The organism is Sorangium sp. So ce1335, assembly GCF_051521615.1.
Classification (GTDB): Bacteria; Myxococcota_A; Polyangia; order Polyangiales; family Polyangiaceae; genus Sorangium.
On record NZ_CP150363.1, the window covers coordinates 8687299 to 8700956 of the forward strand.

Annotated in this window: 10 protein-coding genes; 7 read left to right on the forward strand and 3 right to left on the reverse strand. The window is 71.8% G+C overall.

Annotation, left to right across the window (positions count from 1 at the left end; all coding sequences use genetic code 11):
• Positions 1–62: 62 nt before the first annotated feature.
• A complete protein-coding gene (locus WMF24_RS32085; protein ID WP_437731233.1) occupies positions 63–1205 on the forward strand; it encodes a hexokinase family protein in 1143 nt (380 codons plus the stop codon).
• Positions 1206–1547: 342 nt separating this feature from the next.
• Positions 1548–2036: a hypothetical protein gene (locus WMF24_RS32090; RefSeq protein WP_437731234.1), complete on the forward strand. Its 489-nt coding sequence runs from the start codon at positions 1548–1550 to the stop codon at positions 2034–2036.
• 119 nt (positions 2037–2155) lie between these two features.
• Here the strand turns inward: WMF24_RS32090 and gndA are convergent, their stop codons facing one another.
• Positions 2156–3688, reverse strand: coding sequence for an NADP-dependent phosphogluconate dehydrogenase (gene gndA / locus WMF24_RS32095; RefSeq protein WP_437731235.1), 1533 nt, complete (start codon positions 3686–3688; stop codon positions 2156–2158).
• A gap of 207 nt (positions 3689–3895) precedes the next feature.
• Between gndA and WMF24_RS32100 the strand changes: the two genes are divergently transcribed.
• The 4 genes from WMF24_RS32100 (at position 3896) to WMF24_RS32115 (ending at position 9720) form a co-directional block, all read left to right on the forward strand.
• Positions 3896–5953 (forward strand): hypothetical protein, encoded by a 2058-nt coding sequence (locus WMF24_RS32100; protein ID WP_437731236.1) that lies wholly within the window; start codon positions 3896–3898, stop codon positions 5951–5953.
• Positions 5954–6065: 112 nt separating this feature from the next.
• Positions 6066–7598, forward strand: coding sequence for a protein kinase domain-containing protein (locus WMF24_RS32105; protein WP_437731237.1), 1533 nt, complete (start codon positions 6066–6068; stop codon positions 7596–7598).
• A 232-nt stretch (positions 7599–7830) separates the two neighbouring features.
• Entirely contained in the window at positions 7831–8856 is a 1026-nt protein-coding gene (locus WMF24_RS32110; protein ID WP_437731238.1) for a hypothetical protein, read from the forward strand.
• Positions 8857–9006: 150 nt separating this feature from the next.
• Positions 9007–9720 carry a hypothetical protein gene (locus WMF24_RS32115; RefSeq protein WP_437731239.1) on the forward strand — a complete coding sequence of 238 codons (714 nt, stop codon included), beginning with the start codon at positions 9007–9009 and terminating at the stop codon, positions 9718–9720.
• Positions 9721–9736: 16 nt separating this feature from the next.
• Here the strand turns inward: WMF24_RS32115 and WMF24_RS32120 are convergent, their stop codons facing one another.
• Both WMF24_RS32120 and WMF24_RS32125 read right to left on the reverse strand, forming a co-directional pair.
• Positions 9737–10642, reverse strand: coding sequence for a hypothetical protein (locus WMF24_RS32120; RefSeq protein WP_437731240.1), 906 nt, complete (start codon positions 10640–10642; stop codon positions 9737–9739).
• Positions 10643–10867: 225 nt separating this feature from the next.
• The gene (locus WMF24_RS32125) at positions 10868–11224 is read right to left on the reverse strand and encodes an arsenate reductase family protein (RefSeq protein ID WP_437731241.1); all 357 of its coding nucleotides are present in this window, start codon (positions 11222–11224) and stop codon (positions 10868–10870) included.
• A gap of 675 nt (positions 11225–11899) precedes the next feature.
• Between WMF24_RS32125 and WMF24_RS32130 the strand changes: the two genes are divergently transcribed.
• Positions 11900–13522, forward strand: coding sequence for an ABC-F family ATP-binding cassette domain-containing protein (locus tag WMF24_RS32130; RefSeq protein ID WP_437731242.1), 1623 nt, complete (start codon positions 11900–11902; stop codon positions 13520–13522).
• The last annotated feature ends 136 nt before the right edge of the window (positions 13523–13658 follow it).

The following is a 13658-nucleotide window of genomic DNA, read 5'->3' on the forward strand; positions in this document are numbered from 1 at the left end:
GCTCACGGCGCGACGTGCAAAGTTATTTCCTTCTCTGAAGCCAGAGGGTAAGCATTCCCCCGATGAAGCTCTCGCTCTCCGAGCTCCAGGACATTCGCCGCACCCTCGCGGCGCGCATCGTCTTCGGCCTCTCGACGCCGGGCACCGAGATCGCCGCGCTCCCTGCCTACCTCGCGCCGCCGCCGGACGGGATGAGCGGGCGCGCCGTCGTCGTCGACGCCGGCGGCACGAACCTCCGCGCCGCGATCGTGGAGCTCTCGCCGGGGGGCGCGTCGCGCATCGTGGCCGGGCCCGTGCCGGCGAAGTTCCCTGGCGGGCCGGAGGTCACGGGCGACGCCTTCTTCGATGTGCAGGCGGAGCTCGTCGAGCGCCTCGGCGCCGTGCACGGCCTGCCGGTGGGCTATTGCTTCTCGTACCCGTCGGAGACGCTGCCGTCGCTCGACGCGCGGCTGCTCCGCTGGACCAAGGGCGTCCAGGTCGCCGGGGTCGAGGGCACCAGCGTCGGCGAGCGGCTCGGCCGGGCGCTGGCCGCGCGCAAGCTCCGGCCCGGCCCGGTCCGGGTGCTGAACGACACGGTGGCGAGCCTGCTCGGGGGCGCCTTCGCGCACGGCGGATCGCAGCCCGCCGCGTTCATCGGGCTCATCGTTGGGACGGGGACGAACATGGCGACGTTCCTCCCTGCCGGCCGCATCCCGAAGCTCAAGACGGGGCACTTCGTCGCCCCGATGGCGGTCAACCTCGAGAACGGCAACTTCAACCCGCCGCACCTCCAGCCGTTCGACGCGGAGGTCGACGCGAGCTCGGAGAACCCCGGGGCTCAGCGCTTCGAGAAGGCGGTGTCCGGGGCCTACCTGCCGCGGCTCTTCGCGCGTCTGTGCCCGGGCAGCGCCCCCCTCGCGAGCTCCGCGGATCTCGTGCGGCTCCGCGACGAGGGCACGGGCGACGCGCAGCGGGTCGCCGGCGAGCTGCTCCAGCGCTCCGCGGACCTCGTGGCGGCGGCGCTCGCGGCGGTCGTCGACGTGCTCGAGAGCCCTCCTGGGGTCGGCGTCCTCGCGGAGGGGAGCCTCTTCTGGGGCGACCCGCGCTATGCGCCGCGGGTGAACGAGACGCTGCGCGCTCTCGTCGGTTCGAGCGTCGAGCCCCGCATCGCGCGGCTCGAGCACGTCAACCTGATCGGCTCGGCCTGCGCCGCGCTGTTCGCCTGAGCGGCGGCGCGCCCCGCCCCCCGCGCCGCGCGGAGGCCGCCGGGGGCGCGAGGCGGGACAAAGTCAACGTTCTTCCGGGGATCCCGCGTTCCCGGAGCCCCGTCCGGGCGCGCTGCACGGGGCCCTGCTCGCCTGCTCGGTACGGTCCTGAGAGCGAACCCGGGCGCGCCGGGATCGGAGGGTTCACACATTTCTGGCCGTATCCGCCGTTTGCGACCACGATGGCGCAGCGTGGGCGACATGGGAGGGGCTGGCCGGTGATGTGCGAAACAACAGCGGGTTGCGGCGCGGCCGTTCCGGTCGTGCGCCGCCGGTTGTCGCGGGCGGGACCTGGTAGCCAGAATGGCTATTGTCTGTAGAGAGATGCTCCCGTCGAACCACAAGCTCGCGTTCCGAAGGCAGCCGCACCTGCTCGATGACAGCGGGAGCGTCGGCGTGTGGATCACGCAGCCGGCCGGGATGCTCGTGCAGCTCTTGCGGGACACGGTGGCGACGGGCGAGATCGCCCGGTTCATCTCGGTCGACGCGTACCAGAAGCTCGTGGGGGTGATGCGCCCGGGGGAGCGGGCGTACTTCCTCTACGACATGGCGCACATGGTGCGGTACGAGACCGAGGCGCGCGTGGTCCTGACGCAGTGGGGGCTCAGCGTGCGTGATCGGATCGAGCACATCGTCGTGCGGCCGCCTCCGGAGATGAACAAGCTGGGTCGGATGGGCATCCAGACGATCGCGGCGGCGATGAGCCTGGCGGGCGTGCAGCTCGACGTCATGGACGACCTCGAGCCGTTCCTGCGGGAGCGCAACCTGCGGCCGCGGTTCAGCCTGACCTGACCGGGGGTCCGGGGGGCGGCCTGGACCGGGGGAGATCCGAGGGGCCCGGCCCGCGGAGGGGGCCGGGCGGCTCTGGATGAGCTCAGGCTTGCGCTAGCGGGGAGGGAGTGCGGAGGACGTCAGTGCCCGCCGCCGGTGCCCTTGATCTCGAGCTGGGGACGGGAGGGGTGCGGCCAGTCGAGGTGGAAGAACTTGCCGCGCGGCTGATCCGTGCGCTCGTACGTGTGCGCGCCGAAGTAGTCGCGCTGCGCCTGCAGGAGGTTCGCCGGCAGGTGGGCGGCACGGTAGCCGTCGTAGTACGAGAGGGCGGACATGAACGCCGGCGCCCAGACGCCGTTCTGCGCGGCGATCGAGACCACCTTGCGCCAGTTGGACTGACCGTTCTTGATCTGCTCGTTGAAGTACGGATCGAGCAGCAGGTTCGTCAGGCCGGGATTGCGCGTGTACGCCTCCGTGATCTTCTGGAGGAAACGGGCGCGGATGATGCAGCCGCCGCGCCAGATGCTCGCGATCGTCCCGAAATCGAGCTTCCAGTTGTACTCGGCCTGGGCCGCGGCCATGAGCTGGAAGCCCTGCGCGTAGGCGCAGATCTTCGAGCAATACAGCGCGTCGCGGATCGCGGTGATCGTGCCCTGACGGTCCTCGACCGGGGACGGGGTCGGGCCGGCGAGGTGCTTCGAGGCCTCGACGCGCTCGTCCTTCAGCGCCGAAAGGCAACGCGCGAACACCGCCTCGGCGATGGCGTTCGCAGGAATGCCCATGTCGAGGGCGTTGCTGCTCGTCCATTTGCCCGTGCCCTTCTGACCGGCGGTGTCGAGGACGAAATCGACGAACGGCTTGCCCTTCTGGACAGGATCCTTCTGCTGGAGGATGTCGGCCGTGATCTGGATGAGGTACGAGTCGAGATCGCCGCTGTTCCACTCGGAGAACACGCGCGACATCTCGTCCTTCGACATCCCGAGCAGCCCGTCGAGGAGCGTGTACGCCTCGCAGATGAGCTGCATGTCGATGTACTCGATGCCGTTGTGGACCATCTTCACGTAATGGCCCGCGCCGTTCGGGCCGATGTACGCCGTGCAGGGGACGCCGCCCTCCACCGGCTTGCCAGGGGCCGCGCCCTCGAGCGGCCTGCCGGTGTCGGGATCCACCTTGGCGGCGATCGCGCGCCAGATCGGCTCGAGGTGCTGCCAGGACTCGGGGTCGCCGCCGGGCATCAGCGAGGGGCCGAAGCGCGCCCCGACCTCGCCGCCGGAGACGCCGGAGCCGAAGAACTTGCACTGCGACGCGTACTCCTTCTCCCGGCGGATGGTGTCGGTCCAGAGCGAGTTGCCCAGATCGACGACGATGTCGTCCGGCTCGATCCCCGCCTCGAGGAGCTGCTTGACCACCATGTCCACCGGCGGACCGGCCTTGACCAGGATCACCGCCTTGCGCGGCTTCTTCAGGGCGCGGACGAAGTCCTTCAGCGTCTCGCAGTAGACGAGGCCGCCGGGGGTGCTCGGGTTCCGGGCGACGAAGTCCTTCGCGACCTGCACCGTGCGGTTGAACACGGCGACCTTGAACCCGTGGTCGGCCATGTTGAGCGCGACGTTCTCGCCCATGACGGCCAGCCCGATCATGCCGATGTCGCAGCTGGATGTGGCATCATTCATCCCAGTTCTTCTCCTTCACACATGGCTCATGCGCCGTGACCGACCGCTGCTTTGTGCAGATCGGTGCGCTCAGCAAGGCGTCGTCCCGCGCGCCGCGCGCTGTCGATCGTTGGGTCGGCTGGCAGCCACGGCCGCGCATTCTGAGCAGGCCGGCGGCGCGGCGTCTAGCGCCGCGAGACCGGCCGGCGCCATGGTACGCTCCAGCCCGTGCGAACGGGCCCGGCGCTCGCAGGTCTCGTGCTCCTCGCCGCGGCCCCGGCCTGCGTCCCCGCCACGTACAACGTACGCGCGGCGCGCGCCTTCGCGAACGAGGACGCCCGCCGCGCGATCATCGACGACCGCGCGGCCGAGCTGGATCGCGCGATCGCCCTGGCCGACGAGGTCCTCGCGCGCACGCCCTACGCCCCGGGAGACGCGTGGATCGCCGCGCTCCGCCTCGACGACGAGGAGGGCGAGCGCCTCCGCGAGCGCTTCGAGGAGGCGCCCCCGTACGACGGCGCGTACGAGGTCCCGCTCGCCAAGCTCTACCGCGCGAAGATCGACGAGGCCCTCGCCCGCGCGAGGGCGCCCCGCCCGGCGCCGCCCGCGTTCGCGCGGCTCTTCGACGCGCTCGCCGCGCTCGCCGCGCCCGGCGGGGACGTGGCGGGCGCGGGCGGCGCGGCGAGCGGCGCCATGAGCGGCCTGCCCGCCGCGTGGGAAGCGCTCGCCGAGCACGCCAGGGCGCTCGCCGCCGAGGAGCGGACCGTCGCGCGGCTCTCGGCCGGCAGGCCGCTCGGCGCCCCCGACACGCCCGAGATCGCCGCCGCCCGGGCGAGGGCTGCCGCGCGGCGGCGGGCGCTCGCCGGAGCGCAGCGCGACGTCGCGGCGGCCGCGGCCGCGCTGCGCGCGGCGAGCGCGGGGCGCGAGCCCGCCGCGACGATCGCGCGCGACGCGCTCCGCGCCGTATCGTTCCTCCTGCGCATGCACGTCGAGGCGCTCGCCGTGGCGCCGTACGTCGTGAAGCAGGCCCGGCGCGTCGCGCGCGGCGAGCCCGGCTACGCGGCCGCCGTGGCGCGCGCCGAGGCGCTCTCCCGCGTGCTCGAGGCGCAGCGCGAGGCGCTCTCCGCCTGCGCCGAGGCGCTCGCCGTGCCGGCGCGGACGCCGCTCGAGGACACCGCGGGCTTCGAGATGCAGGAGAGCCTGCTCGAGCAGGGCAAGGCGATCAGCCTCGACGCCGTCCACCTCCGGCTGAAGAGCGACGTCGAGCTCCTCTTCTTCCACCAGATCGCGAGCCCGAACTCCTCCGGCGGCATCAACGATTACCGCGGCAGGACGCGGCGGCTCACCTACGACGTCGACCCCGTGTTCATGGTCGGCGGCCGGGCGATGATCACGTACGACTTCGAGCACGTGCGCGACGCCGCGCGCCTCAACGCCGGGTTCAAGACGGACCGGCTCTTCTCGGCGGGGGGCGACATCCGCCACGACGGCTCGCTCGGCCAGCTGATCGGCCTGAACGGCGTCGCGAGCGACGTCTTCGACATCGGCGCCGACCTCGTCGGACTCCGCACGAGCCTCAAGGTCGCGCGGTTCACCTCGGGCAACGTCGCCGAGATCGCGGTCGATCCGGCGACCGATCGCGACGCGGGCGTCGTGGCCAGCGCGCCGTTCCAGCTCCTCGTCCGCCAGGTCGACGTCGGCTTCGACGTCACGAAGCTCTTCCCGGAGGCGGCGGACGATCTCTATCTCGAGGAGCTGCTCGCCGGCTTCCGGTACATGGATTACAAGCTCCCGCGCATCTTCTACGAGCTCCGCGAGCGGGATCCGGGCAAGGGCGACATCTACGTCTTCGAGCGGCAGAGCCCTGCCCAGAGCGTGACGTCGCGGTTCTACCAGGGCGGCTTCAGCCTTCGGCTGGGGAGCGGCGAGTGGCCGCGCCTCGCGCCGTTCGGCGATCTCGGCCTGTACGGCGGCGCCGGCCCCGTGCGCTACGCGTTCTCGGGGGAGCTCCCCGGCGGCGAGCGCGAGGGCGGCGAGGCGACGATGATCGCCTTCTCCGGCAACCTGTCCGTGGGGCTCCGGCTCCGGCTCACCTCGTACCTCAGCCGGCTCCGCCTCCTCACCGAGCTGTCCTACAACGTCGAGGCGGTCGGCCAGGGGATCGTCTCCGGCATCAACGCCACGCGGCGCGGAGACGAGACGACCTACACGATCGGCCGCAAGATCGACATCGGCGGCTTCGACCTGTTCCACGGCCCCCGCCTGCTCGCGGTGCTCGTCCTCTGACGAAGGCCCGCCGCCCTGCATCCGGCGCGCGTCGTCGATATACCTGCGACAACCAGTTCCCGAGTGCCGCGGTGCGGGCTCATGGTGTATGCTCGTTCGACGCGGTGGACTTATGTCGCTGAGCTTCGTCGAAGGGAGGCTGTTCGCGCGCAGGTACCGCGTCGTGCGCAGCATCGCCACCGGAGCGATGGGCGCGATCTACGAGGTCGTCCACGTGGAGACGGAGCGCCGGCGGGCGCTCAAGGTGATGCACCCCCACCTCGCCGGGAGCCCCGAGTTCCAGGCCCGGTTCAAGCTCGAGGCGCGCGTCGCCGCCCGCATCGCGACCGAGCACATCGTCGAGGTGTTCGACGCCGGGATCGACGAGGAGACCGGCATGCCGTTCCTCGTCATGGAGCTGCTGCGCGGCGAGGAGCTCAGCAAGCGGGTCCGCCGCGTCGGGCGCCTGTCGCCGCAGGAGACGGTCACCTACCTGCGCCAGACTGCGCTCGCCCTCGACAAGACGCACGCCGCCGGGGTCGTCCACCGCGATCTGAAGCCGGCGAACCTCTTCCTGGCGGCGAGCGACGACGACGACGATCTCCGCATCAAGGTGCTCGATTTCGGCATTGCCAAGCTCGTCGCCGAGACCGCCGTCGACTCGGCGACGACCGCGGCCCTCGGGACGCCGCTCTACATGGCGCCCGAGCAGTTCGGCGGCGGGTCGATCACGAAGGCCGTCGACCTCTTCGCGCTCGGCATGATCGCGTACACGCTCCTCGTCGGCAAGGCCTACTGGCTGAACGACATGCGGGAGTTCAGCAACACGCTCGCGTTCGCGGTCATCGCGATGCACGGCCCGCAGGAGCCCGCGTGCGCGCGCGCGGAGGCCGACGGGGTGAAGCTGCCCCCGGCCTTCGATGCGTGGTTCGCGAAGGCGACGGCGCGCGACCCCGAGGCGCGCTTCTCGACCGCGTCGGCCGCTGTCGAGGCGCTCGCCGAGGTGTTCGACATCGCGCCCGTGACGATGAGGTCGTCGCGCCTGTACGCCGTGGGCGCGCCCGTGTCGCGCGGGGGCCAGGGGGCCCCGTCGTCGATGCCGGTGCCCGCCCAGTCCTCCAGCACGGGCGTGGAGACGAGGGTCGTCGATGCGGCGCCGTGGAGCCGGCCGACGCTCGTCGTCGCGGCCCTCGCCCTGCTCGGCGGGGGCGCCATCGCCGTGGCGATGCTGGGCAGGGGCGCGCCCCCGGCGCCCGGCGAGGCGGAGCGCGCGCACGCGGCCCGGGCAGCGACCTCCACGCCGCCCGCCATGACGGCCAGGATGGGGCCGGTCCCCGCGCTGGCCGAGCCCTCCGGGACGGCCGGCGCGCCCGACCTCGCGGCGCCTGCGACGACCTCGCCCGCGGGCGGCGACGCCGGCCGGACGGCCGCCCCCGCCGAGGCTCCCGCGGGCGCGAGGGCTCCGGTGCCGCCGCCTCGCGCGGCGCCGCCGCCCGCCGCGTCGCTGCCGGCCGGCGCCGCGCCCTCGCCCAGCGCGGCGCCGTCGACGAGCGCCGCGCCCTCGCCCGGCGCGCCGCCGCCGCCCGACGCCGGCCCCACGCCCGCCGCGCAGCCGTCCGCCTCCGCCTCGGCCAGGCCCCGGGAGTCGCTCTACTCGGCGGACTGACGCCACCGGCTCCGCGGGCCGAGGCAGCCGCCGGCCAAGCGAGGCAGCCGCCGGCCAAGCGAGGCAGCCGCCGGCGCCGCAATGCAGCCGCCGACCAAGCAATGCAGCCGCCGGCTCGGCGGGCCGGCGCGGCGGCGGCGTAGCGCTGATTTCTTCGCTGGCGCGATACCGGTGGTGGTATCTCCTGCATCCACCGATGCGCCTCGTCTGGCCTGGCTCCGTGTTGAGCGGCATGCTGAGCATCGCTCTCGCCGCCCCGGCCAGCGCGCAGCCCGACGCCGTCGCCCTCGCCGAGTCGCTCTTCAATCGCGGCCTCGCGGACATGCTGGCGGGCCGGCACGAGACGGGCTGCCCTGCCCTCGCCGAGAGCCACCGGCTCGATCCGCGCCCAGGGCGGCTGTTCACGCTCGCCGAGTGCGAGGCCCAGTGGGGGCACATCGCCACCGCCGTTGCGCGCTACAACGACTTTCTGGCGCTCTACTCCCGCATGTCGGAGGCCGAGAAGCTCCAGCAGCGCGAGCGCCACCGCGTCGCGCTCGAACAGCGCGACGCCCTCGCGCCGCTCGTCCCTCAGCTCACGCTGTCGCTGCCGAGCGACGCGCCCCCGGGCACGGTCGTGCAGCGCGACGGCATCACCCTGCAGCAGCCTTCCCTCGGCATCGCGCTCCCCGTCAACCCGGGAGAGCACGTCGTGACGACGAAGGCCCCGGGGGGGCCCGTGCACGAGGTGCGGTTCACGATCGACAGGTCGGAGTCGAGGACGATCGCGCTCGAGGTGAAGCTCCCGGCCGGCGAGCCGCCCTCCGTGAAGCCGCAGCCTCCGGGCGAGCGGGTCGTCGCGCCGCCCTGGGTCGGCGGGGCTCGCCCCGCGGCGGCGCCGCCGGACACGGGGCCCAGCGGCCGGCGCATCGCGACCTACGTGGCGGGCGGGCTCGCCGCGAGCGCGCTGATCTTCGGCTCGGTGACGGGGTGGATGGCGCTCAACGAGAGCGACCTGGCGGACGAGGCGTGCAAGGACGATCCCGAGCGGCCCGGCGTGGCGACGTGCAGCGCCGTCGGGAAGGCCGCCGGCGACCGCGCGAAGGACCTCGGGCTGGCGAGCACGATCGGCTTCGGCGCCGGCGGCGTGCTCGCCGGCGCGGCGGTGTTGCTCCTGCTGACGGAGCCGCCCCCGCCCCGGCCGCAGGTCGGCGCGCTGCGCCTGTCGCTGCGCGCGGCGCCGACCGGCGGCGGCGTCGTCGTGCGCGGCCACTGGTGAGCTCGCCTTCGAGGCTGCGCGTCGCCCGGCCCGTCGGAATCGTGCGCTTTCGCGGAGGAGCGCGGCCGATTGTAGTATCAGCGTAAAGTTACAGGTCGGTGCGCTGGGTGGGGGATGGCTGAGACGGCGGAGACGGAGGAGAGGCTGCTCATGATCACGAAGACCACGATGGCGATGTTCGGGCTCGCGGCGTCCGGCCTTCTCGCGGGCTGTACGGAGACGCTCGACTCGCAGCAGATCCGCACCGGGGGGATCTCGGCGGACCTGGAGGCGACCGCCGAGAGCGCGACGTCGACGACGTTGAAGGCCACGCTCCAGGTCGGCGGCAACGAGAGCAACACGTATGTCATCCTGAGCGGGGGAGACCGGATCTCGGCGACGGCGGACGGCGATGAGGTCCAGATGTCGGCCCAGGGCAGCGGCGTCTATGTGGCCCAGTTCGACGTCGGCGCGGGAGACACAGAGTTCCGGGTGCTGCTCGACCGCGAGGACGACGAGGACGCGCCGGACAACGTCGGGACGCTCCCCGACCCGTTCGACCTCGAGGATCTGCCCCGCGAGCCGGTCGCGCGCGACGAGGCGATCACGATCGCGTGGTCGCCGAGCGGGTCCGGGGACGCGATGGAGATCCGCGTGGACGGCGACTGCATCTTCACGGAGCGGTTCGATGTGCCGGGCGACCCCGGGACGTTCACCATCGACGCGGGCGAGCTGCGGTCGACAAGCTCGCAGGAGCCCGAGAGCTGCGACGTGGACGTCGTGATCAGCCGCTCGCGCGAGGGCACGACCGACAACACCCTGGATGACGAGAGCGCGTTCTGGCTGAGGCAGGTCCGGACGGGCCGCTTCACCTCGGCGCCCTGAGGCGCCCTCCCCGCGCCTACCGGTAGAAGGCGACGTCGTCGATCCAGAGGTCGAACGCCTGACCCTTGTCGAAGCTGAAATAGACGCCCCAGAGCTGGTCCAGGAGGAGCGCGTCGAACTGCTTCCCGAACCCCGCCTGTTCGAGGCACTCCGCCGGGACCTTGAAGTGCTTCCAGTCGTCCGTCAGCGTGACGGATCGATAGAAGTGGTCGTAGCACTCCCCCGCCGCCTCGTCGCAGATGCCCCCCGTGGGACGGGTCTGCTTGTCGATGAGCGTCACCTTCAGCCTCCTGGAGGAGCCCTCCTCGGCGCGGGCCCAGAAGGTGATGCCGCGGTACTCGGAGGCGTCGCCGAAATCATCGTTGTACAGAAAGAGCGCGACGCTGGCCCCATAATCGACGAAGCCGTTGTTGGCGCTCGTGTGAAGGGCCACGCGGCTATCGCCGCGCGGAAGGTCGAGGGGGGTCATCAGGTCAACCTCGTTTTCGGGCTCGTGGACTCCTCCCTCTGACCCGTCGTTGTCCTTGAACCAGTACCCTTCCCGTGGGGTCACGCCGTCCCCGGGGAGGATCGCCAGGTCTTCGTCTTCCATGTCGTCGATCATGGATAGGCCCAGGCTCTCCCCCGGCATCACCTCGAGGACCGCACACGGATCGGCGCCGCCGCCCCCGGCGCTGCCCGAGCTCGTCGTGCCGCTGCCCGCGCTCGCTGTGCCGCTGCCCGCGCTCGCCGTACCGCTGCCCTGGGCGGCGTCTCCGCCGCCGCTGCCCGCGGGTGTGCCCCCTCCGCCGCCCTCGGAGGACCCGCCCGCGGACTCATAGGTCTTGTCGAAGCCGAAGATCTGCGCGCATCCGAGCCCGAGCACCGCGATGGCGCATTGGCCGGTGAGCCCAACGAAAGCCAGCATCGTCTTCGTTTTCATGGATGTCGTCCCGAGGTGTCCATCCGCGAAGGTAGAAGGTTGTCCGCTCGAAGGGAATGGGTGACATGGCGCGAGGCGCGCGACCGGCGCCGCCCAGCCCGCGGCCTCGCTCGCGCCGCGCCCCCGCCGTGATTGCGCCGATCGCCGCCGGCTCCGCCGCGCGGCGACGCGGATCGAGAGAGCGCTCCCCACATCGGGTGAGCGACGTGGGCGACCCCTGTCGCCTCAGCCGAACAGCGCGGCGTAGTCGTCCTCGCGAAAGCCGACGAGCACCGTGTTTCCCTTCACGAGCACGGGCCGCTTGACGAGCTTCCCGTCCTCGGTGAGCCACCGCGCGATCTCCTCGTCGCTCGCTGCGTCCACCTTCGCCTTGCCGAGCGCGCGGTAGCTCTGCCCGCTCGTGTTGAGCCACCGGCGCACCGGGAGCCCGCTCGCCGGCACCCACCGGGCGAGCTCCTCGGCCGTCGGCGGCTCGTCGACGATGGGCCGCACGGCGACGTCGACGCCGCGCTCGCCGAGCCACTTCAGCGCCTTCTTGCAGGTGCTGCAGCCGGCATACGACAGGATCTGAACCTTGGTCATGGCAGGCCTTCTGCCCTCGCCGCCGGGAGAGGGCAAGCCCCGGCCGGCGCCTCGTCCGGCGAAAAGAGGGAGAGAATCGAACCACAGAGGCACAGAGGGCACAGAGGACGAGAGAAAATAAAATTCTCTTCTCCTCCTCTCCTTCTCTCCCTCTGTGCCCTCTGTGCCTCTGTGGTTCAAAATTCTTCTCCCATTCACTCCGCATAGCGACCGCTCACGCGCCCGGCATTCAGCAGGTCCGCGACGCGCTCGCGCGCGGGACCGGCCGAGCCGCCGGCGTCCAGCCGGCATCCGCCGCGCCCGCCGCGGCTCACCCGTCGCGCCGCCCCGCGCCGGTTGTGCCGCTCACAACGGCGGTGCCCTCGCTGTCCGCAGCGCCGATCGGGCCGCCGGTCTCCGATGGAAATGCGGGAGAGGCTCCGACGTCATGACGGCCGAACGCCGCAGGGACGATTCGCCATCGCAGGGGAGAAAAGGGAGCTCTCCAGAGCAAAGACGCCGTTCCGCGCGTCCACGCGCGAGAAAAGCGCGTCCACGCGCGAGAAAACTCCCGATTGACGCGGCTCACCGGCGCGCCGAGAGCGCCGCGCCCGCCGGACGAAATGCCGGGGCGCCTCGCGGGCCGTCTGGTATACGGTGCGCGGAAAGGAGCCGCCTCGGGCGGCAGCGCGCCTCGTGATTCGCCTCGACTCCATCAGCAAGCAGCACGGTAAGCAGATCCTCTTCCTCGAGGCCTCCGCGGCGGTGAACCGCGGCGAGAAGGTCGGCCTCGTGGGGCCGAACGGCTCGGGCAAGACCACGATCTTCCGCATGATCACGAAGGAGGAGGCGCCCGACGGCGGCCAGGTCGCGATCGACCGCGGCGTCACCATCGGCTACTTCAGCCAGGATGTCGGCGAGATGAAGGGCAGGAGCGCCGTCGCCGAGACGATGGACGGCGCCGGCCCCGTCTCCGTCGTCGCCGCCGAGCTCCGCGAGCTCGAGGCCGCCCTCGCCGACCCCGAGCGCATGGATGAGATGGAAAGCCTGATCGAGCGCTTCGGGCAGGCGCAGGCCCGCTACGAGGAGCTCGGCGGCTACGCGCTCGACGCCAGGGCGCGCGAGATCCTCGCCGGCCTCGGCTTCAGCCAGGCCGTGATGGACGGCGACGTGGGCAACCTCTCGGGCGGGTGGAAGATGCGCGTCGCCCTCGCGCGCATCCTCCTCATGAGGCCCGACGCGCTCCTGCTCGACGAGCCGACGAACCACCTCGATATCGAGTCGATCATCTGGCTCGAAGGCTACCTGAAGCAGTATCCGGGGGCGCTCGTCATGACCTCGCACGATCGCGAGTTCATGAACCGCATCGTCACGAAGATCATCGAGATCGACGGCGGCGAGCTCACCAGCTACTCCGGCAACTACGAGTTCTACGAGCAGCAGCGCGCGATCAACGAGCAGCAGGCCGAGGCGCAGTACGAGCGCCAGCAGGCGATGCTCGCCAAGGAGATGCGCTTCATCGAGCGCTTCAAGGCCCAGGCCGCCAAGGCCGCGCAGGTCCAGTCGCGCGTGAAGAAGCTCGAGAAGATCGACAAGGTCGAGCCGCCGAAGCGCCGGAGGACCATCCGCTTCGAGTTCAAGCCCGCCCCGCGCTCCGGCGACGACGTGGCGCGCCTCGAGGGGGTCAAGAAGTCGTACGGCGGCCGGCCCATCTACGACGGGCTCGATCTGCTGATCCGCCGCCGCGAGCGCTGGTGCGTCATGGGCGTCAACGGCGCCGGCAAATCCACCCTGCTCAAGCTCATCGCCGGGGCGGCCGCGCCGGACGCCGGCGCGGTGAGCGTGGGCGCGAGCGTCAAGCTCGGGTATTTCGCGCAGCACGCGATGGAGCTGCTCGACCCGACCCGCTCGGTCTGGGAGTCGATCGTCGCGAGCTTCCCCCAGGCCTCGATCGGCTCGCTCCGCACGCTCGCCGGCGCGTTCGGCTTCTCCGGCGACGACATCGACAAGCCCTGTCGCGTCCTGTCCGGCGGCGAGAAGGCCCGGCTCGTGCTCGCGATCATGCTCTACGACCCGCCGAACTTCCTCGTGCTCGACGAGCCGACGAACCACCTCGACATGGCCACCAAGGAGATGCTCGTCGAGGCGCTCTCCTCGTTCGAGGGCACCATGCTGTTCGTCTCGCACGACCGCCGCTTCCTCGCCGCGCTGTCCAACCGCGTCCTGGAGCTCCAGCCGGACGGGCCGCGCGTCTACGGCGGCGGATACCTGGAGTACGTCGCCCAGAGCGGACACGAGGCGCCGGGCCTCCGGAGCTGATGAGGCGCGCCGGCGCTCGCGTGGGTCGGAGGTCGGCGCTCGCCGCCTCCGAACGACGGCCGCGCGAGCTCCGCCTGGCCCCGCGCGCGCGTCGCCCCGGATCCGCGCGCGGCGCGAGGTGAACACATGCTCAAGC

What these genes read in the sequence shown, in the direction of transcription:
- WMF24_RS32085 (WP_437731233.1), top strand. Translation starts at nt 63, where the DNA reads ATGAAGCTCTCGCTCTCCGAGCTCCAGGACATTCGCCGCACCCTCGCG.
- WMF24_RS32090 (WP_437731234.1), top strand. Translation starts at nt 1,548, where the DNA reads ATGGCTATTGTCTGTAGAGAGATGCTCCCGTCGAACCACAAGCTCGCG.
- gndA (WP_437731235.1), bottom strand. Translation starts at nt 3,688, where the DNA reads ATGAATGATGCCACATCCAGCTGCGACATCGGCATGATCGGGCTGGCC.
- WMF24_RS32105 (WP_437731237.1), top strand. Translation starts at nt 6,066, where the DNA reads ATGTCGCTGAGCTTCGTCGAAGGGAGGCTGTTCGCGCGCAGGTACCGC.
- WMF24_RS32110 (WP_437731238.1), top strand. Translation starts at nt 7,831, where the DNA reads ATGCTGAGCATCGCTCTCGCCGCCCCGGCCAGCGCGCAGCCCGACGCC.
- WMF24_RS32115 (WP_437731239.1), top strand. Translation starts at nt 9,007, where the DNA reads ATGATCACGAAGACCACGATGGCGATGTTCGGGCTCGCGGCGTCCGGC.
- WMF24_RS32120 (WP_437731240.1), bottom strand. Translation starts at nt 10,642, where the DNA reads ATGAAAACGAAGACGATGCTGGCTTTCGTTGGGCTCACCGGCCAATGC.
- WMF24_RS32125 (WP_437731241.1), bottom strand. Translation starts at nt 11,224, where the DNA reads ATGACCAAGGTTCAGATCCTGTCGTATGCCGGCTGCAGCACCTGCAAG.